Annotated in this window: 24 protein-coding genes and 1 tRNA gene; 10 read left to right on the top strand and 15 right to left on the bottom strand. The window is 65.8% G+C overall.

All coding sequences use genetic code 11. The features are described 5' to 3' along the window. Nucleotides 1–3: 3 nt before the first annotated feature. The 8 genes from GGR17_RS14345 to GGR17_RS14310 all read right to left on the bottom strand — a co-directional run bounded on the left by GGR17_RS14345 (nucleotide 4) and on the right by GGR17_RS14310 (nucleotide 8,653). Nucleotides 4–837 (bottom strand): ABC transporter ATP-binding protein, encoded by an 834-nt coding sequence (locus tag GGR17_RS14345; protein WP_235974506.1) that lies wholly within the window; start codon nucleotides 835–837, stop codon nucleotides 4–6. Nucleotides 838–860: 23 nt separating this feature from the next. Next, the gene (locus GGR17_RS14340) at nucleotides 861–2,288 is read right to left on the bottom strand and encodes an aldehyde dehydrogenase family protein (RefSeq protein ID WP_054539300.1); all 1,428 of its coding nucleotides are present in this window, start codon (nucleotides 2,286–2,288) and stop codon (nucleotides 861–863) included. 3 nt (nucleotides 2,289–2,291) lie between these two features. Continuing rightward, a complete protein-coding gene (locus tag GGR17_RS14335) occupies nucleotides 2,292–3,671 on the bottom strand; it encodes an aminotransferase (protein ID WP_207642705.1) in 1,380 nt (459 codons plus the stop codon). Between the two features lie 175 nt (nucleotides 3,672–3,846). Beyond that, entirely contained in the window at nucleotides 3,847–5,187 is a 1,341-nt protein-coding gene (locus GGR17_RS14330) for an 8-oxoguanine deaminase (protein WP_054539301.1), read from the bottom strand. A gap of 15 nt (nucleotides 5,188–5,202) precedes the next feature. After that, complete coding sequence (locus GGR17_RS14325) at nucleotides 5,203–6,183, bottom strand: AraC-like ligand-binding domain-containing protein (RefSeq protein WP_054539302.1); 981 nt, start codon at nucleotides 6,181–6,183, stop codon at nucleotides 5,203–5,205. 259 nt (nucleotides 6,184–6,442) lie between these two features. Next, the gene (locus GGR17_RS14320) at nucleotides 6,443–7,426 is read right to left on the bottom strand and encodes a CobW family GTP-binding protein (RefSeq protein ID WP_054539303.1); all 984 of its coding nucleotides are present in this window, start codon (nucleotides 7,424–7,426) and stop codon (nucleotides 6,443–6,445) included. Continuing rightward, complete coding sequence (locus GGR17_RS14315; RefSeq protein WP_054539304.1) at nucleotides 7,423–7,767, bottom strand: hypothetical protein; 345 nt, start codon at nucleotides 7,765–7,767, stop codon at nucleotides 7,423–7,425. Before GGR17_RS14315 ends, GGR17_RS14320 begins: the two co-directional genes overlap by 4 nt. A gap of 4 nt (nucleotides 7,768–7,771) precedes the next feature. Then, nucleotides 7,772–8,653 carry a polysaccharide deacetylase family protein gene (locus tag GGR17_RS14310; RefSeq protein ID WP_054539305.1) on the bottom strand — a complete coding sequence of 294 codons (882 nt, stop codon included), beginning with the start codon at nucleotides 8,651–8,653 and terminating at the stop codon, nucleotides 7,772–7,774. 262 nt (nucleotides 8,654–8,915) lie between these two features. Here GGR17_RS14310 and GGR17_RS14305 point away from each other — a divergent pair, with 262 nt between their 5' ends. Further along, on the top strand, nucleotides 8,916–9,869 hold the full coding sequence (locus GGR17_RS14305; protein WP_054539306.1) for an asparaginase: 954 nt from the start codon (nucleotides 8,916–8,918) through the stop codon (nucleotides 9,867–9,869). 16 nt (nucleotides 9,870–9,885) lie between these two features. Here GGR17_RS14305 and GGR17_RS14300 read toward each other — a convergent pair whose 3' ends face one another. The 3 genes from GGR17_RS14300 to trhA all read right to left on the bottom strand — a co-directional run bounded on the left by GGR17_RS14300 (nucleotide 9,886) and on the right by trhA (nucleotide 14,172). Further along, nucleotides 9,886–11,538 carry a hypothetical protein gene (locus tag GGR17_RS14300; protein WP_054539307.1) on the bottom strand — a complete coding sequence of 551 codons (1,653 nt, stop codon included), beginning with the start codon at nucleotides 11,536–11,538 and terminating at the stop codon, nucleotides 9,886–9,888. An 80-nt stretch (nucleotides 11,539–11,618) separates the two neighbouring features. Beyond that, the gene (locus GGR17_RS14295; RefSeq protein ID WP_054539308.1) at nucleotides 11,619–13,367 is read right to left on the bottom strand and encodes a PhoX family protein; all 1,749 of its coding nucleotides are present in this window, start codon (nucleotides 13,365–13,367) and stop codon (nucleotides 11,619–11,621) included. Between the two features lie 124 nt (nucleotides 13,368–13,491). After that, nucleotides 13,492–14,172: a PAQR family membrane homeostasis protein TrhA gene (gene trhA, locus GGR17_RS14290; RefSeq protein ID WP_054539309.1), complete on the bottom strand. Its 681-nt coding sequence runs from the start codon at nucleotides 14,170–14,172 to the stop codon at nucleotides 13,492–13,494. Here trhA and GGR17_RS14285 point away from each other — a divergent pair. Next, complete coding sequence (locus tag GGR17_RS14285) at nucleotides 14,156–14,359, top strand: hypothetical protein (protein ID WP_183314788.1); 204 nt, start codon at nucleotides 14,156–14,158, stop codon at nucleotides 14,357–14,359. The genes trhA and GGR17_RS14285 overlap by 17 nt on opposite strands. A gap of 30 nt (nucleotides 14,360–14,389) precedes the next feature. Here the strand turns inward: GGR17_RS14285 and GGR17_RS14280 are convergent. After that, a tRNA-Leu gene (locus tag GGR17_RS14280) sits at nucleotides 14,390–14,475 on the bottom strand. Nucleotides 14,476–14,590: 115 nt separating this feature from the next. Next, on the bottom strand, nucleotides 14,591–15,961 hold the full coding sequence (locus GGR17_RS14275) for a peptidoglycan-binding domain-containing protein (protein ID WP_235974505.1): 1,371 nt from the start codon (nucleotides 15,959–15,961) through the stop codon (nucleotides 14,591–14,593). A gap of 120 nt (nucleotides 15,962–16,081) precedes the next feature. Between GGR17_RS14275 and lipB the strand changes: the two genes are divergently transcribed. The 4 genes from lipB (at nucleotide 16,082) to GGR17_RS14255 (ending at nucleotide 19,848) form a co-directional block, all read left to right on the top strand. Next, complete coding sequence (gene lipB / locus GGR17_RS14270) at nucleotides 16,082–16,738, top strand: lipoyl(octanoyl) transferase LipB (RefSeq protein ID WP_054539311.1); 657 nt, start codon at nucleotides 16,082–16,084, stop codon at nucleotides 16,736–16,738. A 369-nt stretch (nucleotides 16,739–17,107) separates the two neighbouring features. Further along, nucleotides 17,108–18,781 carry a cytochrome c oxidase subunit I gene (gene ctaD, locus GGR17_RS14265; RefSeq protein ID WP_054539312.1) on the top strand — a complete coding sequence of 558 codons (1,674 nt, stop codon included), beginning with the start codon at nucleotides 17,108–17,110 and terminating at the stop codon, nucleotides 18,779–18,781. 6 nt (nucleotides 18,782–18,787) lie between these two features. After that, complete coding sequence (locus GGR17_RS14260; protein WP_054539313.1) at nucleotides 18,788–19,324, top strand: DUF2244 domain-containing protein; 537 nt, start codon at nucleotides 18,788–18,790, stop codon at nucleotides 19,322–19,324. A gap of 74 nt (nucleotides 19,325–19,398) precedes the next feature. Further along, nucleotides 19,399–19,848 (top strand): DUF305 domain-containing protein, encoded by a 450-nt coding sequence (locus tag GGR17_RS14255; RefSeq protein ID WP_054539314.1) that lies wholly within the window; start codon nucleotides 19,399–19,401, stop codon nucleotides 19,846–19,848. A 113-nt stretch (nucleotides 19,849–19,961) separates the two neighbouring features. On the opposite strand, the gene GGR17_RS14250 is transcribed toward GGR17_RS14255, so the two are convergent. After that, nucleotides 19,962–20,420 (bottom strand): GatB/YqeY domain-containing protein, encoded by a 459-nt coding sequence (locus GGR17_RS14250; RefSeq protein WP_037208956.1) that lies wholly within the window; start codon nucleotides 20,418–20,420, stop codon nucleotides 19,962–19,964. Between the two features lie 179 nt (nucleotides 20,421–20,599). Between GGR17_RS14250 and carA the strand changes: the two genes are divergently transcribed. Then, nucleotides 20,600–21,757, top strand: a complete 1,158-nt coding sequence (gene carA / locus GGR17_RS14245; RefSeq protein WP_054539315.1) for a glutamine-hydrolyzing carbamoyl-phosphate synthase small subunit — start codon at nucleotides 20,600–20,602, stop codon at nucleotides 21,755–21,757. Between the two features lie 82 nt (nucleotides 21,758–21,839). After that, entirely contained in the window at nucleotides 21,840–23,744 is a 1,905-nt protein-coding gene (locus GGR17_RS14240; protein WP_082386752.1) for a glycosyltransferase family 2 protein, read from the top strand. On the opposite strand, the gene GGR17_RS14235 is transcribed toward GGR17_RS14240, so the two are convergent. Then, the gene (locus GGR17_RS14235) at nucleotides 23,733–24,386 is read right to left on the bottom strand and encodes a GntR family transcriptional regulator (protein ID WP_054539316.1); all 654 of its coding nucleotides are present in this window, start codon (nucleotides 24,384–24,386) and stop codon (nucleotides 23,733–23,735) included. The two genes, GGR17_RS14240 and GGR17_RS14235, sit on opposite strands and share 12 nt — an antisense overlap. A gap of 99 nt (nucleotides 24,387–24,485) precedes the next feature. Between GGR17_RS14235 and GGR17_RS14230 the strand changes: the two genes are divergently transcribed. Both GGR17_RS14230 and GGR17_RS14225 read left to right on the top strand, forming a co-directional pair. Beyond that, on the top strand, nucleotides 24,486–25,133 hold the full coding sequence (locus GGR17_RS14230) for a pyrimidine 5'-nucleotidase (protein WP_054540421.1): 648 nt from the start codon (nucleotides 24,486–24,488) through the stop codon (nucleotides 25,131–25,133). Between the two features lie 130 nt (nucleotides 25,134–25,263). Beyond that, nucleotides 25,264–25,479: a hypothetical protein gene (locus tag GGR17_RS14225; RefSeq protein WP_054539317.1), complete on the top strand. Its 216-nt coding sequence runs from the start codon at nucleotides 25,264–25,266 to the stop codon at nucleotides 25,477–25,479. The last annotated feature ends 19 nt before the right edge of the window (nucleotides 25,480–25,498 follow it).

Genomic DNA, 25,498 nt, shown 5'->3' with positions numbered 1-25,498 from the left:
CTTTCAGCCGTCCTTGTGGCCGGGATGCAGCTTTTCCATCAGGTCTTCGCACATCGCGTGGAACTGCGGGTCCGAAAACAGCGCCTTGGTACGCGGGCGCGCAAAGGGCACATCGACCACCTCGGCCACGCGCCCCGGGCGCGCATGCATGACGACGACCTGATCGGCAAGAAACAATGCCTCGTCGATCCCATGCGTGACCAGAAGCGTCGTCGTCTTCTGCCGGCTCCAGATCCGCTGCAACTCGATATTCATCGTGCGCCGCAGGATCTGGTCGAGCGCGCCGAAAGGTTCGTCCATCAACAGCACCTCCGGCGCGCTGACCAGCGAACGGGCGATGGCCACCCGTTGGCGCATGCCCCCCGAAAGCTGCGCCGGCAGATGATCCTCGCAGCCCTTCAGGCCGACCAACTCGATCAATTCGCGGATCTTGTCGTCATGCGCCCTGACCGGGCGCTTGAGAACCTGAAGCGGCAGCGCGATATTCTGATAGACCGAGCGCCAGGGCATCAGGGCCGCGTCCTGAAAGGCGATGCCAAGGCGGCCCTGGTTGCGAAACTCCAGCGGTTGATGCCCCCTGATCCGGACCGATCCGTCATCCGGCGCATCCAGCCCCGCCACCAGGCGCAGCAGGGTGGACTTGCCGCAGCCCGAAGGGCCGATCAGCGCCACGAACGCGCCCCGGCGGATCTTCAGCGTGACATCCTCCAGCGCCTTGATCACACCGTTTCTGGTCTGAAAATTCTTCTCGACATGATCGACGAGGATATCGACGGGATTGTTCCCCGCATCGCCCCCGGCAGGCGGGGTGGCCTCGGCACTCGGACCCATGTCCATCTGTCGTCCTTTCCCGGCGCCGGTCAGTTGCGATACCCGAGCATGGCCTTGACCTCCAGATACTCGGTCAGGCCGAACAGGCCAAGCTCTCGCCCGTTCCCCGATTTCCTGTACCCGCCGAAGGGCGCCGAGAAATCGAAGGGCGGGTTGTTGATGAAAATGCGCCCCGCGCGCAGGCGCCGTGCCACCGCTTCGGCCTCATCCGGGTTTCGCCCGTAGACATAGCCCGCCAGCCCGTATTCGCTGTCATTCGCGATCTCGATGGCCTCATCGACCGTATCATAGGCGATCACGCTCAGAACCGGGCCGAAGATTTCCTGCCGGGCGATATCCATGTCGTTGGTCACATCCACGAAGATCGTCGGGCGCACATAGAACCCCCGGTTCATCCCCTCGGGCAGGCCGGTGCCGCCGCACAAAAGCCGCGCCCCTTCCGCGATGCCGCGCGCGATCATCGCCTGCACCCGGTCCCACTGCGCCCGGCACGCGACAGGCCCCATCGTCGTTTCCGCGCGGGCGGGATCGCCGATACGCACCTTTGCCGCCTCGGCCAGAAGGCCCGCGTGCATCTCCGCCTGCCGCGCGCGGGGGATCAGCATCCGGCTGGGCGCGATGCAGCTCTGGCCCGAGTTGATGAAACACCGCCCCACCCCGTCGGCCAGCGCCCGCCCCGGATCTGCATCGGGCAGTATGATGTTGGCGGATTTCCCGCCCAGCTCCTGATGAACGCGCTTTACCGTGGGCGCGGCGGCCTGCGCCACCGCGATTCCGGTTCGGGTGGAGCCGGTGAAAGACACCATGTCGATCCCCGGATGACGGCAGATCGCCGCGCCCACATCCTGCCCCGACCCGTTGATCAGGTTGAACACCCCCGCCGGCACCCCGGCCTCGTCCAGCACCTCGGCCAGAAGCAGCGCCGACAGCGGCGAGATTTCCGAAGGTTTCAGAACCACCGTACAGCCCGCCGCCAGCGCCGGGGCCAGCTTGGTGACGATCTGGTTCAGCGGCCAGTTCCACGGCGTGATCAGCCCGGCCACGCCAATCGCCTCATAGCGCAGCCGCGTCGTGCCATGCGGCTGTTCAAAGCCGAAGGCCTCGGCCGTGTCGGCGGCCTCGTTGAAATAGAGGATCGCGGAACCGGTCTGCATCCAGTCGGACAGATCGGCGGGGCTGCCCATTTCGGCGGTCACCGCCGCTTCCAGTTCCTTCTTGCGCGCCGTGAATACCTGCGCGATGCGGCGCAGCAGCGCCACGCGCTCGGCCACCGGTGCCGCCGAAAAGGCGGGAAAGGCGGCCCGCGCCGCGCGCACGGCACGCTCTACATCCTCGGGCCCGCCCCAGGCCACTTCGGCGACCGGTTCGCCCGTGGCGGGGTTGATCACCGGGCCTGTCGCCTCCCCCGCAGGCGCCACCCAGCCCCCGTCGATATAGAACTTGTCGGTCCGCACCATGCGCTACGCCATCCCCAGATGCCGGGCGGTGGCATCAAGCGCCGCGCGCACGATGGCGAACATCTCGTCCATCTGCCCGACCGTCATCACCAGCGGCGGCATCAGCGCCATGGTATCGCCATTGGCACGAAACGCCAGCCCGCGCGAAAGCCCCTCGGCCGAGCAATGCTGACCAACCCGCAACGCGCCGTCAAACGCCTCGCCGGTCGCCCGGTCGGCCACCAGCTCCAGCCCGGCCATCAGCCCGACAGAGCGCACATCCCCCATCAGCGGATGATCGGTGAATTCGGCCAGCCTTGCCTCGAAATGCGGGATCAGCGTGTCGGCGGCATTCTCGATCAGCCCCTCGCTCTCGATCACCTCGATATTGGCGAGCGCCACGGCGCAGCACGAGGGGTGCCCGGAATAGGTATAGCCATGGGCCCATTCGCCACCCTTGTCGATCAGCACATCGGCGACACGGTCGGACATGAGGCAAGCCGACAAGGGCAGATAGCCAGAGGTCAGCCCCTTGCCGATCTGCATCAGATCCGGCGTGATCCCATAGTGGAAAGAGCCAAACCATTTGCCGGTGCGGCCAAAGCCCATCACCACCTCGTCCAGCGCCAGCAGCACGTCATATTTCCTGCAGATATCCTGAATCGCGGGCCAATAGCTCATCGGTGGCACGATCGAGCCGCCGGCCGATTGCGCCGGCTCGGCAAAGAAGGCCGCCACATTCTCGGGGCCCAGCTCCAGTATCTTGTCTTCCAGCCAGGATGCGGCAAGGCGCCCGAATTCGTCATCCGGCATCGCGGCGGGCTTCTCGCGATAGGGATAGGCGGTCTTGATGCGGTGAACCACCGGCATCGGCACGTCACCGCCGGCGTGGTGCATCGGTTCCAGCCCCGAAAGCGACGCCGCCAGATGGGTCGAGCCGTGATAGGCATATTCCCGGGCGATGATCAGCTTTTTGCCGGGCTGCCCCTGCAGATCCCAATAGCGCCGGATCGCGCGCACGGCGGTCTCGTTCGCCTCGGAGCCCGAGCATTGGAAGAAGACGTGGTTCAGCCCCTCCGGCGTCAGCTTCACCAGCTTCTCGGCCAGCAGAACGGCGGCGGGATGCGTGGTGTTGAAGAAGGACTGGCAAAAGGAAAGGTCGCTCATCTGCGCGCTGGCGGCGGCCACCAGTTCGGGCCGCCCGTAGCCGATGTTCACGCAGCCCAGGCCGGACAGCCCGTCGATGATCTTCCGGCCTTCTGTGTCCCAGACATGGACGCCCTCGCCGCGAACCGCCACGCGCGATCCGATCTCGCGCAGCGCCTTGTGATCGGTGAAAGGATGCAGGTAATGCGCCTGATCCAGCTCCTGCCATTTCCGCGTTTCCATCTGTCGATAGAACATGGTGTTTCTTCCCGTTCCGGCGCGGCCATCCAACGGGGCCGCCTGCCCCCACTAAACACCGCGGCGCCGGACGGGGCCATCGGACCCTCTGGCCCCGACTGGCGACAAAACATGTCGGGACATGCGCGGCACCGGGCCGCCGGGCCGGCGGCGCTTCGGGGGTGGATCGGCGCGGCTACGCGGCGTGCAGGAACCGCGCGGCAGCGGCGGCGTGGTCGCGGCGCAAGGCGTCCAGATCGACACCGAGCGGCACACCGTCGAGCACGCGCCATTCGCCGCCGACCATCACCCGGTCGGCCCGATGCGCCCCGCACAGAACAAGCGCCGCCAGCGGATCGCCGGCCCCCGAAAAGCGCAGCTCATCAAGCGTGAACATGGCCAGATCCGCCTGTTTCCCCGGGGCGATCGCGCCAATATCCGTGCGCCCCAGAAGCCTGGCGGACCCCTCCGTCGCCCAGCCCAGCGCATCCAGATGGCTCACCGCCGCCGCGCCATAGGTCAGACGGCCCAGCATCAGCGCGTGGCGCACGGATTCCATCAGGTTGGAATTGTCGTTCGACGCCGAACCATCGACGCCCAGCCCGACCACCGCCCCCGCGGCTTCAAGCTCTTTGGTCCGGCACTGGCCCGACGCAAGCACCATGTTCGACGTCGGGCAATGGCAGACGCCCATGCCGCATTTGCCGATCCGCGCGATTTCCTCGTCGTTGAAATGGATGCCATGCGCCATCCAGACGCGGTCGGTCATCCAGCCGACATCCTCCAGATAATCAAGCGGGCGCATGCCGTATTTCGACAGGCAGAATTCATCCTCGTCATGGGTTTCGCCCAGATGGGTGTGCAGGCGGCAATCATGCTTGTCGGCCATCTCCGCCGTGTCGATCATCAGCTGGCGGGTCACGTTGAACGGCGCGCAAGGCGCCAGCGCCACGGTGGTCATCGCCCCGTCGGAACGGTCGTGATAGGCGCCCAGCACCCGTTCGCAATCGCTCAGCACCGCGTCGTAATCCTGAATGAGCCGCTCATCCGCGATGCCGCCGGAACTGGTGCCCATGTTGATCGCGCCGCGCGTCAGCGCCACGCGCATGCCCAGCGCCCTGGCCTCTTCGGCTTCGATATCCACCGCATCCGCCATGTCCCTGCCAAAGACGAACAGGTGATCCGAAGCGGTCGTGCAGCCCGACATCAGCAATTCCACCAGCGCGAGGCGCACGCCGATGCGAAACGTGTCGCGGTTCAGATGGCCGCCCCACAGCGGATAGAGCGCCTGAAGCCACGGGAACAGCTCCTTGTTGATCGCCTGCGGATGCGCGCGCGTCAGGGTCTGGTAGAAATGGTGATGCGCGTTCACAAGGCCCGGAATGACAACGTGCCGCGATCCATCGAAAACCTCATCGACCGGGCCCGCGGGCTGCGTGCCCGCCACAAGCTCCACGATCCGCCCGTCTTCGACCACAAGGCCGCCAGCGGCGTTTTCGGCCATGACGGCCAGGGGGGATCTGATCCACAGACGCATTCTTGGTCCTTCAGGTCAACTGAGCCGCGACTTGCGATAGGCGCGCGGCGAAATTCCGTATTGGGCGCGAAACGCCCGCGAGAAATGCGAGAAATCCTTGAAACCCCGGCGCAGGGCGATCGTGGTGATCGGCCACGAGCTGAGCAGGCTGTCGCCCAGATCGCGCCGGATCCGCTCCAGCCGCTGCGCCTTGATCCATTTCGAAACCTGCAGATCCTCGCCCGCGAACAGCTCGTAGAGCGACCGGTGCGAGATGGATTGCTGCCGCGCGATCTCGGCCGGGCAAAGGCCGGGGTCATCCAGATGCGCCAGGATATGCGCCTTCACCCGCGCCAGCTGCGCCTGCCGGTTGGCCGACAGCGGCTGTTCCGAGGCGATTTCGCTGAGCGCGGTGGCCAGCAGGTCTACCACATGCGCCTCGAGCCGGTTGATCAGGCTTTCGCGGGCGCTCTCGCGCTTCACGTCGCACATGGTGATGATGAAATCGAACAGGAACCGCCCCGGCAGCGATTGCCCCGACATCTGCCGTGCGATCAGCGTGTCAAGGCATGGCACCCGGTCCTGCAGCAACCGCCGCGGCAGTTTCAGCGCGATCTGCCGGTAAGGGCCGGAAAAGGTCATGCGATAGGGTTGCTGGCTGTCGTAAAGCACCATTTCGCGCGGGCGCACGCGCACGCTGCGCCCGCCTTGCGTCAGCCGGCAATCGCCCTCGACCTGCAGGCACACCTCGTACCACATGTCATTGCGGCCGATCTGCTCTTCGCCGCGCTGGATCTCGGTCGCGGTAGAGATGAAATCCGCCAGCATCAGCTCGCCGAATTCCATCCAGGTGACGGAGCCGAAGAAATCGTCATCCGCGCTGCCCGTGACGACGGTAGACGGAAAGAGCGTGTTCGCCGAGTCCTGCCAGAAGCTCAGGCGCTCCGCCTTGTCGACATTGGTGGTCGACAGCTTCTGCCAACCGGCTGTTTCCTGGTGCGTGGTTTCCTGTTGCATAGTGGCTCCTTCGCAAGGCGTGGATCCCGGCAGCACCCCAAACGGGTGGTGCGGCCTCACGAAGCGCGCAGGTTGTCTGTCTGTGCAAGTTCCGGCGCAATGAAATGATGCGTGATCTCCGAAACTGCCCTCCGAATGATCAACTTCGCCGATTTTCGCCCATGGTGCGGGCAGGTCCCTCCGGCATCTCATGCGGCAGCGCGAAAACCGGCGGCGGGCGCCGCAGCGACAGTCAAGCCTTTCATCGCGGACAGGCGCATCAGCAAACGGTCTCCGGCAGCGGCGCGCGGGCATGGCCGAGCCGGTCGAACAGATCGAAAGAACGGCGAAGCGCGTCGGGCGAAAGATCCTCGAAGATGAACACCAGCCGCGATTCCGTCGCCGCGCCGCCCAGGTGTTCCAGATGGCGGGGCGGATGCACCAGCGGCCCCACCCCATGCACCGCCACGGGCGGCCCGCCCTGCTCGACGGCAAGAATTCCCTTCACGCGGTGAATCCGCTCGCCATGCGTGTGCAAAAGCGCCGTCAGCCACAGGCCGAATGCGGTCCAGTTGACCGGCCCGGCGCGGGTGATCGAAAGGGTCTGAATGCCGCTGTGATCGTGGTTGTGCCCCTGCGCCGCGGCAGGCAGGGCGATCTCCTTGTCCATCGGTCGCTCTGGCAGGATCTCGTCCAATGGCGCACCCGCGCGCACCAGCCGCGCCACCGGGTTGAGCGCGCGCAGGCGTTTTTCCAGCGCGCGCGCATCCGCCGCCCCGACCAGATCGGTCTTTGCCAGAACCAGCGTATCGGCGGCGGCGATCTGGCGCAGCGCAACGCCCCCGCGTGTCAGCGCGGCCGGGCCGTTGAAGGCATCAACCACCGTGATCACCCCGCCGGCTTTCACCTGCGACCGCATCACCGGGTCCGCCTGAAGGGTGGAAAGCACCGGAAACGGATCGGCGAGCCCCGTGGTCTCGATCACCACACGGGTAATCGGCGCGATCTCTCCGGCCCCCTGCCGATCCAGCAGATCGCGCAGGGATTGCGCGATGTCGCCCCGGATCGTGCAGCACACACAGCCCGAGCGCATCAGCATCACCGGGCCATCCACCGGGGCGATCAGCTCGTGGTCCAGCCCGATCTCGCCGAACTCGTTCACAAGCACCGCGGTGCCGGCCATGCGCGGATCGCTCAGCAGGCGCTGTAGCAGCGTCGTCTTGCCGGCGCCAAGCCCGCCCGTCAGCACGATGACGGGGATCATCCGCCCCGCTCCGCATCCAGCGCCGCCTCGATCCGGTCCAGCCAGTCGGGATCAAGCGGGTCCAGCGCCCTGCCGCTCAGCGCCTCCGCCTCGGGCCACAGATGGCCCAGCGCGTCAAACAGCGCCGTCTTTCCGGTGGCGCTGCGCAGCACATAGCTGCGCCCCTGCCAGTCGCCAAAGCTCAGCCGCAGATGGGCCAGGACGGCATTGGCCACCTTCGCCCGCCGCGCGGCCTCTGCCCGGCGCGCCAGCCGGTCGGTGTTGCGGGTATAAACCCCGTCGCGCGCCACCGCATGGCTCCAGTGGTCGTCGCAGCCCAGAATACCGCATAAAGAGCACATGGGCTCAGCCGCGCGGGAAGCGACGGTCGAAATCCTCGGCCATCTCGGTCATCGTGACAAAGCGCACGCCGTCATGTCCCTTGATGTAGTCGATCAGCCGCTCCAGCATCAGCAATACCTGCGGGCGCCCCGAAACATCGGGATGGATGGTGATCGGAAAGACCGCGTAATCCATCTCGCGGTAGACCCAGTCGAACTGGTCGCGCCAAAGCTGCTCGATATCGCGCGGATTGACGAAACCGTGCGAATTCGGCGAACTCTTGATGAACATCATCGGCGGCAGATCATCCAGATACCAGTTCGCCGGGATCTCGATCAGATCGGTTTCCGCGCCGCGTTCCAGCGGTTTCATCCAGTCCTGCGCCCTGGCCGTATAGTCGATCTTGGTCCAGCGGTCGCCCACGCGCACCCGGTAGGGCGTGTGATCGTCATGCATCAGAGAATGGTCATAAAGGATGCCACGTTCCAGCAGCAACTCGTTGGTCACGGGCGAAAATTCCCACCACGGCGCCACATATCCCTTGGGTCTCTTGCCGGTCAGCGCGGTGATCAGATCAATGCTGTGGTCCAGCACCGCCGCCTCCTGTTCGCGCGTCATGGCGATGGGGTTCTCATGGCTGTAGCCATGCACGCCCACCTCATGCCCGGCCTCGGCCACGGCCCGCATCTGCGCCGGGAAGGTCTCGACCGAATGGCCCGGAATGAACCACGTCGCCGTCATGTCGTATTTCTTGAAAAGCCGCAGCAGCCGCATGGAACCGACCTCGCCCGCGAACATCCCCCGGGAGATATCGTCCGGGCTGTCCTCGCCGCCGTAAGAGCCGAGCCACCCGGCAACGGCATCCACATCCACCCCGAACCCGACAAGGATTTCTTTCTGAGCCATCTGAGGTCGCCTTCTCGCTATGCCTGAATTGCTGAGATCCGTGAAAGCGCGCCGGGTCCGGCCCTGTCGAGCGGGCGGCATGAACGCACAAGTCTTTCCGCAGCCCTGATCAATTTTGCCCGCCGCCTGCCGCTTTTGCAGGCAGCACGCGGGGGCCGGCCGCTCTTTTTTCCGGGGCCTGTGACGCCACCGTCTGGGCATGGGCGCCGAAGCGGGATAACGCTAAGCGGCACCCGTCCCCCTTTTCGCGAAACGAGATGACATGACCACAACCCGCCCCCGGATCACCCTTTTCGCGCTTGGCGGCACCATCGCCAGCCTGCGCGGCGAAAGCGGCCGCGCGGTGGCCGGCGCGATGACGGGGGCAGAGCTTGTGACCAGCCTCGCGCTGGACACGCGGGTGGAGCTGGAGGTGATCACCCTCGCGCAGAAACCCAGCAATGCGCTGCAACTGAAAGATATTTTCGCGGTGCGCGACCGTTGCGCAAGGGCCGTGGCAGACGGCGCCGCCGGTGTCGTCATCTCGCAAGGCACCGATATGCTCGAGGATAGCGCCTTCCTTCTCGATCTGATCACCGATCTGCCGGATGCCGGGCTCGTGCTGACCGGGGCGCAGCGCGTGCCCTATGCCCCCGGCAGCGATGCCGGCCCCAATATCCGCGATGCGATCACCACCGCCGCAGCCCCCGCCGCGCGCGGGGCCGGCGCGCTGGTTGTTTTTGATCAGGAGATCCACGAGGCCCGCCATGTGCGCAAGGTGTCGTCGCACCGGCTGCGCGGCTTCGGCTCTCCCGGCCACGGGCCGATCGGCCATGTGGATGGCGCCCATGTCGATCTGCGCGCCGCCGCCGCGCCCATGCCGCGCTTTGTCGGGCTGCAACCGCCCCTGCCCCGTGTCGATATCCTGCCCGCCGCGATGGAGGCCTCGCCGCTGCTGCTGCGCGCCGCGGTCGAAAGCGGCGCGCGGGGCCTCGTTCTTGACGGGCTCGGCCGGGGCCAGGTGCCCCCCGACTGGATGCCCGAGATCGCCGCTCTCCGGCAGGCGGGCCTTCCCATCGCGGTCACAAGTTCCACCCTCTCGGGCCGCCTGGGCACGGATTACGATTACCCCGGCTGCCTGGCCGAGCTGACCGCCCTCGGCGTTCAACCCTGTGACGAGCTTTCAGCCCGCAAGGCGCGCCTGCTGCTGATGTGCCGGATGGCCGCCGGGGCCTGAGCCGGGGCCTGAACGCTCAGTCGGCGCCATACCACGGTCTCTCCGGCTTGATCACACCGGTTTGCCGGTCCTGCGTCACCTCGCGGTGCACGTTGCCCTGCGGCACGATGGTCGCGTCCCGCCCACGGATGAAGCTTTGCTCGCGCACGATCTCGCGGTAGGCCACGTTCAGCGCCAGCGCCCGCTTTGCCGAGGGGTAGAGCAGTGCCGCGATATCGTCCCGAAACCCTTCGGCGCGGTCGTCGTCAAGCTGCCCCTGATCGTCGAGCCAGGCCTCGAGAAGCTCCATGTTGCCGCGAAACTCGTCGCCCGCCCCGTTCGCGCGCAGATAATGGGCGTATTCCGGGCTGCCATCCTCGCGGATCAGTTCCGGAACGCCGCGCAATCCCCGGCCTTGCGTCCAATGCGCCCATCCACCCTGAAAGGCGCTGTTGTCCAGTTTGCGGGGGAAGGCGAAAGTATCGTCGTCGGTGACACCGATACCCCCGTGGCAGCCCATGCAGAACACCGTCTCTTCGAAGGTCTGGGGGCGCAGCTCGCCCTGCGCATCCTCGATGAACCCCTGCAGCCGCCAGCCGGTGCCGTTCGAGATGCCGGTTTCGACATTGCCATCGAACAGGGCGATCCGGTCGGGGAAATCCGCGCGCTCCTTGGCTTCGGCCAGCGCGCCTTCCTGACGGTCGAAATAGGTTTGCCAGCGGGTCTTGACCATATAGCGCACCTCCTTGATGCGCGGCGCCATGGCGATGCCGCCCTCGACCGGATCGAGATAGCGCACCGTGTGCAGAAACTCGGTGCCCTCCGGGTAAAGCCCCGCCGCCAGACGGGCGGTGCCCGCCTCCTGCATCACGCCCGCCCGGCCGACATAATGCATCGCCTTGCCGTCCTCGGGCGGAAACACGAAACCAACCCGCGTGGCCGTGCCGATCCGGCCGTCCAGATCCAGATCGACGCCAAGCGCGGCCTCGTCGGCGGGGGCGATGCCCACGTCGCGGCGCTTGATCAAGGCCTCGGTGATGGCGAGGTTGAGCTTGTAGATCCCGCGATCCGGCGTGCCGTCGGCGGCGGCGCGAAAGGGCACGGGCAGCCGGATCATCACATCATCGGTCGACCCGTTGGTCGGCCAGAACGTGCCCGGAAGCGGCTGATAGGCAAAGGCCCGCCATCCGGTCATCCGCCCGGCGGCATCCAGATCGAACCCCTCGGCGTCGAAGCGGTAATTGGCATCGGGGACAAACCCCGCCCAAGCGCCGTCGCCATCCGCATCCCAGCCCGCCGGAAGATCGGCCAGCCGCGCCGCCAGCGCGATACCGCCCGCACCGTCGTGGTAATTGTCGTCGCGCACATAGGCCAGGATCTCGTCGTCGGGGGTGCCCAGCACCGCCGACGTGCGATCGACAAAGAGGTTCGTCCACGGGTTCTTCAGCGCCGGCCCGGGAAAGGAATAGGCCTGCTGCAGATCCTGATCATTGATGTAATGCGGCGCGCGCGAGCGGACGTGGCAGGTGAAACAGGGGTTATGCACCCCCCCTGCCTCATCCTCGGTAGCGGTATAGCATTGCGAGGGGATGTAAGCCGTCGGGTTGGTCAGGGCCTTGCCGGTCAGGTCGGCCGCCATGGCCGGGGCGGCCATCAGCAGCGCAAGGGCCGGGTAGCGGAATTTGCGCATCGGATCTCTCCCGGAAGGTCTCGCAGGGCCCGCAGAACCGGGCCCCGCAAACATGCATTCATCGCAGGGCCGGTCGCGCCCTAGTTCGACAACAGCGCCGGGAACGGGCCGACATAGCCCACATAGGCGCGGGCGTCGGCGGCATCCTGCAGCTTGTCTTCGTCGGATTCACCGTAGGGATGCTGAACCACCGCCATCAGATAGCCGTGGCCGTTGATGTCGGAATACCAGTAGGGCGAGGTCGTCTCCGACCCGTAGGGGGTCGAGAAGATGCGGGTCAGCGCGCCCGAGCCCAGGTTCATCGCCCAGATCGCGTCGTTCTGGTGGCCCGATCCGGTATCCTCGCCGATGATCAGCGTATCGGTTCCGGGGATGTAGGTGATGTTGTCGGGGTTGGCGATACCGTCGACATCACAGGTGTTGCCGGCATAGGGCGAGTCATCGGCATATGTCATCGGCTCGCCCGCGACGATGGCCGTGGCCGAGGTCGCGCGGAAGCTGTCATCCAGCCCCAGCTCATAGACCGCGCCGCAGCTGTTCTGCGTCAGGCGGATGTCGTTGCGGCCGCCCAGATCGTTCTTGTCGCCGTCTTCCATGCCCTTGGCCACTTCCGACATCGCCAGATAAACCACGCCGGCCTCGGGGTTATAGGTGATGCCTTCCATCTTTCGGAACTCGGTGGTGGCCCCCATCATCGACGCATAGCGCCGCGCCTCCAGACGCGAGGCAACGGCCTCCATGCCCGGCTTGACCTGCAGGCATTCGGCGCGCCCTTCGGCATTGGAGGGCAGGAAGCCCTCCGCGCAACTGCCATCCTCGGCGATATCGGCGGTCTCGAACATGTCGGCGAACTTCGTGCCCGCCTCGATTTCCGCCTGAATGGCGGCATCATCCGCGTGGCCCAGCTCGATCCATTCCAGATCGGCCGCACCCGCGCCCTCGTCCGAGGTCTGGTTCCATTTCGCGGCATAGAGCATGCCCGAAGACAGATCGCCCGCCGTGTCGGCCACGAACATGAACAGGCCGACATTGGTGCCGTCATCCGAGATATAGGCGGTTTTCTCGTCGGGCATCACATAGGCCAGCTCGACAGCGACCCGCCCCATGGCAAAATGCTTGACCGGGGTCGCCTCGCCCGCCTCGGTCACGCTCACCTCGACCGGATAGCCATAGCGATACGCGTTATAGGCGGTGCGGAACTCTTCCAGCGTCATGGTTTCCGGCGTCAAACCCTGAAAACGCACCATCGGCTTGTAATAATCGTCGACCTCGTCCAGCGACGCCGCGGCCTCGATGGCGCGGGCGTCTGCGGGATATTCCTCCGAGCCCAGATGCGTGCCCCATGGCGTCACCGAACCGGCGCAGGGAACCCACAGGCCACCATAGGCCGCGAAATCCACCGGCTTGGTCGAAACGGCGGTCAGGGTGCCGTCGGCAGCCTGCTCCAGCTCGGTCAGATACATCGCGCCGGGGCGCGATTCGAAATGCGTGATCGAGAACAGCTTGCCCCCCACCGGCAGCAGCGAGGTGAAATCGGCATCGACCGAGATATGCTCGGACCCGTCGGGGGATTTGACGATGGCGCCGGTCTGATCGACAAGCCCGGCAAACGTGCCCTCGCCCAGCTTGTCGCCGGAGCGGGCAATCACGTGATAGCCGATCTTGTGGCTCTGACCGTCGATCATCACGCTGTCCGAGGCGATGACGGCGCGCTTGGCGGCATCATCCGCCGCAAAGGGCACCGGGGCGAAGGCAAGATCGCTCGCGGCGGCCATGAACGGCATCGTGATCAGGGCTGTGGCGGAGAATAATCTGGTGCGAAGAGACATCGTTTCACCTCATGGGTTGTCTGAGTTGCTTCTGAGAGCAAATCGTAAACCTCACGTCTGACAGTGACGTGACGGGCGCTGCGCCCAGGGGGCCATGCGGCGATCTGTCATAACCGCGGCGGGCCTAAGAGCCCGCCATCGCCACGTGCACGGAAGTGTCGGCCAGATGCACCACCACGGCGGCATAGAAAATGGCGGTGGCGACCAGCACGAACACATGCCAGATCGTGTTGTGGAAGGGCAGAACCCTGCACAGGAAAAACGCCGTGCCGATGGTGTAGAGAATGCCGCCGGTGACGATCAGCGCGACGACGGGGCGGGAAAGCGTGCCCAGCACCGGCCAGCCCGCAAACACCCCGGCCCACCCCATGACGAGGTAAAGCGCAAAGGCGATCCACCGAAACCGGCCCGGCCGGAAAATGCGCAGGGCCGATCCGGCCAGCGCCGCGCCCCACAGGCCGGTCAGCAGAACCGCGCCCTGCCCGCCCGACAAAAGCGTGAAGGGCGTGTAGGTTCCCGCGATCTTGAAATAGATCGCCGCGTGATCAAGCCGGCGCAGAAGGCCGCTCCAGGCGTCACGCCGCACCATGTGATAGAGAGCCGAACACAGGATCATCGCGATCAGGGTCACACCGTAGATCGCCGTGCCCAGCATCGCCGCCGGATCGCCACGCCAGAGCACGGCCAGCGTCACAAGCACCGGAACCGCCACAAGCACAGCCGACAGCCCCACGACATGAACCGCCGCGTCGGACAGGAATTCAGCCCGGCTGTAACCGGAACGGGTGGTGGTCACTGCGCGCATGCGGCACAGACTACGCCGCGCGCCGCAAAACGCCATCCCGCAAATGCGCCGACGCGCGCACATCGGCGTGAGCGCGGCTTTCGCCACCCGCGCGCGGCGTTCCGGCACCGTGCCGGAAAGTCGGGATCTCAAGGCTGTGCTGGCGGGCGAAATGCCGGGGCCGATGAAAACGGCGGCGGCACTGTGAACTGACATCAGCACGCCCGCGTGCTGAAAATGGTGCGGTCGAGAAGACTCGAACTTCCACGGGAGTTACCCCACAGCGACCTCAACGCTGCGCGTCTACCATTCCGCCACGACCGCACGTGATCAGGTAGTGCGCGGTTACATAGCGAAAGGCCATAGCGATGTGAAGTGGGTTTTTTCGAAAGAAGGCGGCCCGCCGAAGTCTCCCCTCCACAGGCCGCCCGCGGTCAGATCAGTTCTCCACCGAAAAGGTCGGCAGCGCCACGGGCTGCGGCGCCGTCGCCGGTGCCGACTGGCCGCCGCCGTTCAACTGATAGGCCGCCTTGCGGATCAGCCCGGTGCGCTCCGGCTGGCCGGGCGCGAACACCGGCTTGGCGCCGGCCGCGATCGCATCCAGCCCCGACTGATACCACGCCAGCGCAAGGTCGGGCCGTTTGGACGTGCCGAACCCCTGGCTCAGGTGATGGCCCAGAAGCTCGCCGTAAACCTGCTCGCCCAGCACCATCAGCAACAGCCCCGAGGCAAGCGCCACATCCATGTTGTCGGTGCGATACCCGACCGACAGGCAGATCTTCGCGGTGCCGGCAAGCTGCGCCGGCGACATGCCGGACTGAAGCACGAACTGCCCCACCTCCTGCATCACCTCCGCTTCCGGGCGCAGCGACATGGACGCAACCTGATCCTTCAGCGCCGGCCCCAGAGCCTCGCATTGCGTGGCGATCTGATCCTTCGTCACCCCCTGCACCTGCGAGGAAAGCTCCTCCCCCAGCGCGATGGCATAGGTCCGCGCCAGGCAGAACTGTTCGTTCAGCGCGAAATTCGCGTCGGTCATCGTCGCTTCGGTCACGAAGCCACCATTGGTGTTCGTCAGCAGGCTGATCTTGTTGCAATGCGACGCAAGCGACAGGCTCTCGCCCGGGCCCATGAAATTGGGCAGTGCCGCGGCGCCGAAGCTGGGCAGAGGCGCGGCCTCTGCCTGCGTCGCGGTCTCGGCAGGCGCCACAACGGCGACCGGCGCGGGTGCGGGTGCTTCCGCTTTCGGCGCCACGACGATGACGGTCGGCTCACCCTGTGGTGCCACGGCATTCGCATAGGGCGATACCGGCGCGGTGGCCGCCATCGTGGCGCCACCGCCCATCGATTCCTGCTGATAGGTCTTGAGCAGACCCTTGATCCCCATCGGGTTCGACGCCGCGGCCTGCATCGTGGCCGGCCCGCCCGAGATCGCGCGATGATACGAAGAGCTCAGGAACACCCGCTCATATTCCGTCAGCTGGCCGGTCGGAGGATAGCCCATGAACGCCTGATACTGGGAAATCGCAGAGCGCGAGTTGCGCCCCAGAACCCCGTCCGGCGTTCCGGCGGGAAACCCGAAATAGTTGAGCGAGGTCTGAACCTCGCGGTTCTGCGCCCGCTGGGCCGAGGATGCCACATAGACCTTTCGCGTGGTCGTGGTCTTCTGCTTGTTCGCGGAATTCACCGCGGCCGAGCCGATGACCCCGAGCAATACACCGGCGGCGACGTCGCCGGCATCTGCCAGGGCACGGCTGGTGGGCGCGGCTGCCATCGAAGCGGCCATGGCCGCTATTGCAATCTGACGCATGAACATGACATTCCTCCGTAAATCATCGGCCGCCTCCGCGGGCGGCCCTGTGCTGAAAATAACCTTAATCAAGTGTCCCTGCGTCACGGGGTCGCTGTCAAGCCGGGATTGGCGCATTTTATGGTTGATTGGCTGACATCGCCGGGCCTCACCCCCTATGAAACCGCCGTCGCGGAGATGGAGGCGCGCGCCGCCGCCATCGCGGCCGGCCAGGCAGGAGAGGCGATCTGGCTGGTCGAACACCCGCCGCTCTACACCGCCGGCACCTCCGCCCGCCCCGAGGATCTGACAGAACCCGGCCGGTTTCCCGTTCACGTCACGAAACGCGGCGGCCAATACACCTATCACGGGCCGGGCCAGCGCGTCGCCTATGTCATGCTGGATGTCGGCGCACGTGGCCGCGACGTCCGGCAATTCGTGCAAAACCTCGAGGATTGGGTCATCGCCACGCTCGGCGAATTCAACGTCAAAGGCGAAAAGCGCGAGGGCCGCGTCGGCGTCTGGGTGGTGCGCGACGACAAGCCGCCGCTGCCCGACGGCACAGCGCGCGAAGACAAGATCGCGGCGATCGGCATCCGCCTGCGCAGATGGGTCAGCTTTCACGGGCTGTCGATCAATGTCGAACCCGATCTTTCCCATTTCGGCGGCATCGTGCCTTGCGGCATCCGCGACCACGGCGTCACCAGCCTTGTCGATCTGGGCCTGCCGGTCACGATGGGGGATGTCGACGTGGCGCTGAAAAAGACCTTCGCGGATCATTTCGGGCCGGTGGCCTGACCTCAGAATGAAATCGCCGGCAGCGGGGATCAGTGTGATCTGCGCCGGCTGCCACCGCAGACGCATAAGGTGCCCTGGCCCGTCTCCCGTGATTCGGCGTGACCCGCTCAAAAATGTAACTCTTTGAAGTCGGTTCAAGAATTGGAGGCCCTGCACGGGGCACCCTTCGGAAAGCGGGTGGCGCACCGCCATATGGCGGCTTTCACATTCAGAAATGCAGATATCTTGGCGGGCTGGCGCAGGAAAATCGGCCCATGCGGCGTTACGGAGCATTGCCCAGACCCGCGACGCGGATTAAAAGCGTGCGCAGGGAACACGCGGCCGGATGCAGATCCGTCCGCATCAACACATATGAACGGGAGGCATAGTATGGCAGACGCAGCCATTCACGGCCACGACGCGCACGACCAGCGGGGGTTCTTCACCCGGTGGTTCATGTCCACGAATCACAAAGACATCGGCATCCTCTATCTCTTCACCGCGGGCATCGTGGGCTTCGTCTCCGTCGCCTTCACGGTCTACATGCGGATGGAGCTGATGACCCCCGGCGTACAGTACATGTGCATGGAGGGGATGAGCTTTCTTCCCCAGGCACCGGAAAACTGCTCGCCCAACGGCCATCTCTGGAACGTGCTGATCACCGGCCACGGCATCCTGATGATGTTCTTCGTGGTCATCCCGGCGCTGTTCGGCGGCTTCGGCAACTATTTCATGCCGCTGCAGATCGGCGCGCCCGACATGGCGTTCCCGCGCCTCAACAACCTCAGCTACTGGCTCTATGTCGCCGGTACCACCCTTGCGGTGCTGTCGGTGTTCAGCCCCGGCGGCAACGGCCAGATGGGCTCGGGCGTGGGCTGGGTGCTCTACCCGCCGCTGTCGACCAACGAGGGCGGCTATTCGATGGATCTGGCGATCTTCGCCGTCCACGTTTCGGGCGCTTCGTCGATCCTCGGCGCGATCAACATGATCACCACCTTCCTGAACATGCGCGCGCCGGGCATGACCCTGCACAAGGTGCCGCTGTTCGCCTGGTCGATCTTCGTGACCTCCTGGCTGATCCTGCTGTCGCTGCCGGTTCTGGCCGGCGCCATCACCATGCTGCTGACAGACCGCAACTTCGGCACCACCTTCTTCCAGCCCGAAGGCGGCGGCGACCCGATCCTGTATCAGCACATCCTGTGGTTCTTCGGTCACCCCGAGGTCTACATCATCATCCTGCCGGGCTTCGGCATCATCAGCCACGTCATCGCGACCTTCTCGAAAAAGCCGATCTTCGGCTACCTGCCGATGGTCTACGCGATGGTCTCGATCGGTGTTCTGGGCTTTGTCGTCTGGGCCCACCACATGTACACCACCGGCCTGTCGCTGAGCCAGCAATCCTACTTCATGCTGGCCACGATGGTGATCGCGGTGCCCACCGGCATCAAGGTGTTCAGCTGGATCGCAACCATGTGGGGCGGCTCGATCGAGTTCAAGACGCCGATGCTCTGGGCCTTCGGCTTCCTGTTCCTGTTCACCGTCGGCGGCGTGACGGGCATCGTGCTCAGCCAGGCCGGTATCGACCGGGCGATGCACGATACCTATTACGTGGTGGCGCATTTCCACTACGTGATGAGCCTCGGCGCCGTCTTCGCCATCTTCGCCGGTATCTACTACTACTTCGGCAAGATGTCGGGGCGTCAGTATCCCGAATGGGCCGGCAAGCTGCACTTCTGGATGATGTTCATCGGCGCCAACCTGACCTTCTTCCCCCAGCACTTCCTGGGCCGTCAGGGCATGCCGCGCCGCTACATCGACTACCCGGAACAGTTCGCCTACTGGAACCACGTCTCGAGCCTGGGCGCCTTCCTGTCCTTCGCGTCCTTCCTGTTCTTCATCGGCATCGTGTTCTACACCCTGTTCGCAGGCAAGCGCGTGACCGAGAACAACTACTGGAACGAATGGGCCGACACGCTGGAATGGACCGTCTCGTCGCCGCCGCCGGAGCATACGTTCGAAACGCTCCCCAAGCGCGAAGACTGGGACAAGGGCCACGCGCACTGACCCCTGATGCCCTACGAATGGGAAAAACAGATGAACGGGGCCCCGGAGATTTCCGGGGCCTCTTCGTATGAGGCGGGCGCCGCCCCGCTGGCCATATTGCACCTGTGGCCCTACCGCTCTCTGCCCCGGCGCGGCTTCGTCGCCTTCATCGCCATCACCTGCGCGCTGATCCTGATGCCGCTGATCGCGGTGGTCGGCTCTCCGGTGCTCTGGGGCCTGCTGCCCTTTGTCGCCGGGGCGGTCGCGCTGACATGGTTCCTGCTGGAACGCTCGTACAAGGACGGCACGCTTCTGGAAGAACTGCGGCTCTGGCCCGACCGGATAGAGCTGACGCGCCACAACCCGCGCGGCCCCCGCCAGGAATGGAGCAGCAACCCCTATTGGGTCCGCCTGCGCCTGCACCCCGAAGACGGCCCGGTGGAAAACTACCTCACCCTCAAGGGCCGCGGCCGCGAGGTAGAGCTCGGCGCCTTCCTGACCCCTGGCGAACGCACCGCCCTGCGCGACGAGCTGCAGCGCGCGCTGGCCGCCCTCGGCGCCTGACGCCAGACCGCGGAACCCATCCCCGCCCCCGCGCGTTGGCCCGGCGAAAGCAACGAAGCCGCCGGAGCGCCGACATGCCCCGATATCCGAAATTCCTGCTGATGATCGCCACGTCCACGGCGGTGATGCTCGGGCTGATGTATCTCAACACCTACGCGCCGGATCATATCTACTGGAGCGAGACACGGTTCTACATGGCGCTGCTGATGGGCGCGACCATGGCGATCGTGATGCTTCTTTTCATGTGGAACATGTACACCAGCCGGGGGGCCAATGCCGCCATCCTCGTGGCCAGTGTGCTCGTCTTCGCCACCGCGCTTTGGCTGGTCCGCAGCCAGCGCACGGTGCAGGACGTGGCCTGGATGAAAGCGATGATCCCGCATCACTCCATCGCGATCCTGACCAGTGAACGGGCCGGCCTGTCGGACCCGCGCGTTCAGGAACTGGCCGCCGGGATCATCCGCACCCAGCGCGAGGAAATCGCGCAGATGAAAGCGCTGATCGAAGATCTGGAAAACCGCTGAGCCGCTCCTCGGCCCTCTTGGGCTTCTTCGCGATAAGCGACCGCAAGAAAGCGATGAACGCCCGCGCCCGGTTCGTACGATTCACCCGGACGAAAAGCACGAAACGCGCGGTTTCACCCCAGCCGGTCCTTGACCATCGGCCCCACCGTTCCGAAATCCATCCGGCCGGTGTATTTCGATTTCAGCGCCCCCATGACCTTCCCCATGTCACGGATCGAATCGGCGCCCGTCTCGGCGATGGCCGAACCGATCGCGGCATCGACCTCATCCTCGGAAAGCTGCCGGGGCAGGAATTCCTCGATCACCACGATCTCGGCCCGCTCACGCTCGGCCAGATCCAGCCGCCCGCCCTCTTCGTAGGCGCGCGCGCTTTCCTGGCGTTGTTTGACCATGCGCCCAAGGATCTGCAGCACATCGTCATCCGATACCCCGTCGTCCGAGCCTTCGCCGCGCAGGGCGATATCCTTGTCCTTGATCGCGGCGTTGATCAGGCGCAGCGTCGAAAGCCGCGCCACCTCTTTGTTTTTCATCGCGTCCTTGAGCGCAGACGCGATGCGCGGTCTGATATCCATGTCGGTCAGTCATCCCCATGAGTCCGAGCCTTTGAAAATACCTTGTCTCGATTTCAGGCGCAACCTTGGTTGGAAATACTAAGTTTTTGTTTTTCCACAAAAACGCTTTTTTACCACCCCCCTTGACCCTGCGGATGCCCGGGCCTAGTTTCCGGGCGATTTGAGCCTTGGAGCCTGCCATGCCCGCCGCCAGCCCGCAAAACCGCCCCACAGCCTGCCTGACCCTGGCCGATGGCACCGTGTTCTATGGCCAGGGCTTCGGCGCCACAGGCACCACCGTGGCCGAGCTGTGTTTCAACACCGCCATGACCGGATATCAGGAGATCATGACCGATCCGTCCTATGCCGGCCAGATCGTCACCTTCACCTTCCCGCATGTGGGCAACGTCGGTGTGAACCCCGAAGATGACGAAACCGCCGCGCCCGTTGCCGCCGGCATGGTGGTGAAATGGGATCCCACCACACCCTCCAACTGGCGCTCGGCCGAGCCGCTGACCGGCTGGCTCGCGCGCCAGGGCCGCATCTGCATCGGCGGCATCGACACCCGCCGCCTGACCCGCGCCATCCGCCAGCAGGGCGCGCCGCATGTGGCCCTCGCCCATGACCCGGGCGGAAATTTCGACATTGCCGACCTGGTCGCGCGGGCGCGCGCCTTCGGCGGGCTGGAAGGCCTTGATCTTGCTAAGGAAGTGACCTGCGCCCAATCCTACCGCTGGGATGAGAAACGCTGGGCCTGGCCCGAGGGTTACACCCGCCGTGACACGCCCGGCCGCCGGGTGGTGGCGATCGACTATGGCGCCAAGCGCAACATCCTGCGCTGCCTGGCCTCTGCCGGCTGCGACGTCACCGTACTGCCCGCAACCGCGACGGCCGAGGATGTGCTGGCGCTGAACCCCGAGGGGCTGTTCCTGTCGAACGGTCCCGGCGATCCGGCGGCGACGGGCGCCTATGCCGTGCCGATGATCCGTGAGGTTCTGGCCAGGGATCTGCCTGTCTTCGGCATCTGCCTTGGGCATCAGATGCTGGCCCTCGCGCTTGGCGCGCGCACCATCAAGATGAACCACGGCCATCACGGCGCCAACCACCCGGTCAAGGATCTGGAAACCGGCAAGGTCGAGATCACCTCGATGAACCACGGCTTCACCGTCGACAGCCAGACCCTGCCGGCCGGGGTGATGGAAACCCATGTCTCGCTGTTCGACGGATCGAACTGCGGCATCCGCATGGTCGATCGCCCGGTCTTTTCCGTGCAGTACCACCCCGAGGCCAGCCCCGGCCCGCAAGACAGCTATTACCTGTTCGAACGGTTCGTGACGGCGATGGCGGCGGCGGCCTGATCGTCCCCCGCGCAGGCTCCCGTTAACCCACTGTTAACCTTAAGTTCCCATGGTCGGCTTGGAAAGCCTGACCGGGGGACAGATGGCACCTTCCGCATTGAACCGGCCTGCCGCGCAGGCCCTGCGCCTGGCGCCCGCGCCGCGCCCGCGCCGCATCCGGCGACCGCTTGGCGACATCCTCGTTGAAACCGGCGCCCTGTCACCGGCCGACCTGACCAAGGCGCTGGCGCTGCAGGCACGCCAGAATCTGCGGCTGGGCGATATCCTGCTGGCCCATGGCATGGTCGGCGAGGCCGATCTGACCCGCGCGCTGGCCGAGCAGTATGACGCGCTTCCCGTCGATCTGGAGGCGCTGCCGCCCGACCCCCGCCTGATCGACGAAATGGGCATCCGCACCTGTCTTGAAGAGGCCGCGCTGCCGGTGCGTCGCCTGGGCGGTGCCACGATCGTGGCCACCGCCCGCCCCGAGGCGTTCGAGGCGCTGCGCCGCCGCCTGCCCGACGGGTTCGGCGAACCGGTGATGGCCTTCGCCTGCGAGCGTGACCTGCACCGCGCGATACTGGCCACGCGCAACCGCCACCTGACCGAATGCGCCGAAACCCGCGTGGCAGAGGCCGAAAGCTGCCGCTTCTGGTACGGCCAGGCCCCGCGCAACATCCTGGGCGCGGGCCTGGCCGTTCTGGCCACGGCCGCGGTTCTGGCGCCCACCTCCACCCTGACGCTGCTGACCGTCTGGGCGCTGATGACGCTGCTGGCAACCACGCTGCTGAAGATCGCGGCCGCCGTCACCACCCTGCGCGCCCGCCGCGCGGCGCCGCCCGGCCCCCCGCCCGAACGCCCCGCCATCGCGCGGCTGCCGGTCGTGTCGGTCATGGTGCCGCTGTTCCGGGAAGAAGACATCGTACCGCGCCTTGTCGCCCGGCTGGGCCGCCTGACCTATCCCAAGGAATTGCTGGATATCTGCCTGGTCACCGAAGAGGATGACGACACCACCCGCGCCATGCTCGACACTGCCCGCCTGCCCTATTGGATGCGTGTCATCTCCGTTCCCACGGGCAGCCTGAAGACCAAGCCGCGCGCGCTGAACTTCGCACTGGATTTTTGCCGGGGCACGATCATCGGGGTCTATGATGCCGAGGACGCGCCGGAGCCCGACCAGATTCACCGCATTGTCCGCCGGTTCCACGAACGCGGCCCCGATGTGGCCTGCCTGCAGGGGGTTCTGGATTTCTACAATACTGAAAAGAATTGGTTTTCGCGCTGTTTCACCATCGAATATGCCAGCTGGTTCCGGCTGATCCTTCCCGGCGTCGCGCGGCTGGGGCTGGTGGTGCCGCTGGGCGGCACCACGCTGTTCTTCCGCCGCGACGCGCTGGAAGAGCTGGGCGCGTGGGATGCCCATAACGTGACCGAAGACGCCGACCTCGGCGTGCGTCTGGCCCGCCACGGCTATCGCACCGAGCTGATCGGCACCGTCACCCGCGAAGAGGCCAACTGCCGCCTCTGGCCCTGGGTCAAGCAGCGCTCGCGCTGGCTGAAGGGCTACGCGATGACATGGACGGTACATATGCGCGACCCGCGGCGGCTGTGGCGCGATCTGGGGCCGTGGCGGTTTGCCGGTGTTCAGATCCTGCTTCTGGGCACGGTGTCGCAATTTCTGCTGGTGCCGCTGATGTGGTCTTTCTGGCTGATCGTGCTGGGGCTGCCGCATGTGATGAGCGACGTGATGACGCCGCCCGTGATGCTGGGCGTCGGGGCGCTGTTTCTGGCGGCAGAGTTGACCAACATCCTGCTGGGCATGATCGGGGCGCATCTGGGGGGCAAGCGGGGGCTCTGGGGATGGGTGCCGACGATGCATGTCTACTACCCGCTGGCCGCGCTCGCGACCTACAAGGCGCTCTTCGAAATGGTGGTCAGGCCGTTCTACTGGGACAAGACAAGCCACGGCATCGCCGATGAAGACCCCGGCGACGGCTCAGATATCTGAGCCGTAGCGGGCCGCGTCCAGCCGCAGCCGCGCCTCGAACGCGGCCGAGATATGCGCGCGCAGCGCCTCGTAGGCGGCATCGCCGTCACGCGCGGCGATCGCGTCGATGATGGCCGCGTGTTCCTCCAGCGCCCGTTCGCCGCGCCCGGCGGCGGCCAGCGACGTGGTCGCCATCAGCGCCATCGAGCGGTGCACCAGATCGAGCTGCTGCACCAGATACCGGTTGTGCGAGGCCAGATGCACCTGCTTGTGAAACCGGCGGTTGGCGCGCGACATCCCGCTGGGGTCGCCAAGCAGCGCGTGATCCTCCTCGACCATGGCGCGCAGCACCCGGACCTCCTCGTCGGTGGCGTGACGGGCGGCCAGCCGCGCGGCCAGCCCCTCCAGCTCGCCCCGCACGACGTAAAGCTCGGCCAGTTGATTGTGGTCCAGCGACGCCACGATCAGGCTGCGCCCGTCCCGCACCAACAGCGATTGCGTCTCCAGCCGTTGCAGCGCCTCGCGGATCGGGGTGCGCGACACGCCGAACCGCTCGGCCAGTTCGCTTTCCACCAGCCGGTCACCGGGTTTGTAGGTGCCCACGTCGATCGCATCCAGGATCAGCGCATAGGCATCCTTGTGGGCGGCTTTGAGGTCTGTCATCAGGTACTCCGGCTGCGGAAACCGCACGCTAAAGTCCCGTGCGCCGCGAATCAAGGCCAAGGCATTGAACACACTGCCGCAGCAGGCTAGATCGTCATGATGGTTGCTCGCCACTTCACACAGACACGCGGCTGGGTCTTCGACCTGGACAACACGCTCTACCCGCCAGAGGCGCGGCTGTTCGATCAGATCGAGCGGCGCATGACCGCCTATGTGATGGAGGCGCTGCGCGTCGACCAGGGCGAGGCGAACCGCCTGCGCAAGTTCTACTGGGCCGAGTATGGCACCACGCTTGCGGGGCTGATGCAACTGCACGGGGTCGATCCGGCCCCCTATCTGACCCATGTGCATGAGATCGATCTGAGTCATCTGCAGCCGGCCCCCGACCTGAAGGCGCGCATCATGGCGCTGCCGGGGCGGCGCATCGTCTATACCAACGGCTCCGCGCCCTATGCCGAACGCGTGCTGGCCGCGCGCGGGCTGTCGGGCGCGTTCGATGCGGTTTACGGCGTTGAACATGCCGGGTTCCGCCCCAAACCCGAGCGTGCGGCGTTCGAGACCGTCTTCGCCGCCGACGGGATCGTGCCGGCAGGGGCCGCGATGTTCGAGGATGACGCGCGCAACCTGGCCGCCCCGCATGCCATGGGGATGCGCACCATCCACGTGGCGCCGCGCCCCGAACCGGCCGGGCACATCCACCATCACACCGATGATCTGAGCGGTTTCCTGGCCCGGCTGACGGGATAAACTGACGCACCCGCGCCCGGAACCGCCCGGTTTTGCAACCTTTTGTCGCACTGCGGCAAGATGGTCCCTTTCGCCCGCCGGCGCCCTGCCGGATACCCGCCCGACACCGGAGAAAGGGAGATTTCCGATCATGCACAATGACGCGCCGTCCGAACGCCCGGACGTTGCCACCCCGCTGCGCGCCCTGCTGGGCAGCGGCATCGCCTTTACCTATTTCCTCGTCGCCGCGGCGGTCGCCCTGTGGGGGCTCAGCTTTGCCACCTGGGGCGTGCCTGGGCTTTACATTCCCGCCGTGGCCGCCGTGCCGGTGGTGATGGTGCTTCTGCTCTGGATCACCCGGGGCTGACGATACCGGCTGGATCGGC

Source organism: Actibacterium naphthalenivorans (genome assembly GCF_014196965.1).
In the GTDB taxonomy this organism is placed as follows: Bacteria; Pseudomonadota; Alphaproteobacteria; order Rhodobacterales; family Rhodobacteraceae; genus Actibacterium_A; species Actibacterium_A naphthalenivorans.
Note: the sequence above shows the minus strand (reverse complement) of the source record. Positions and strands in the feature narration are given on the sequence as shown.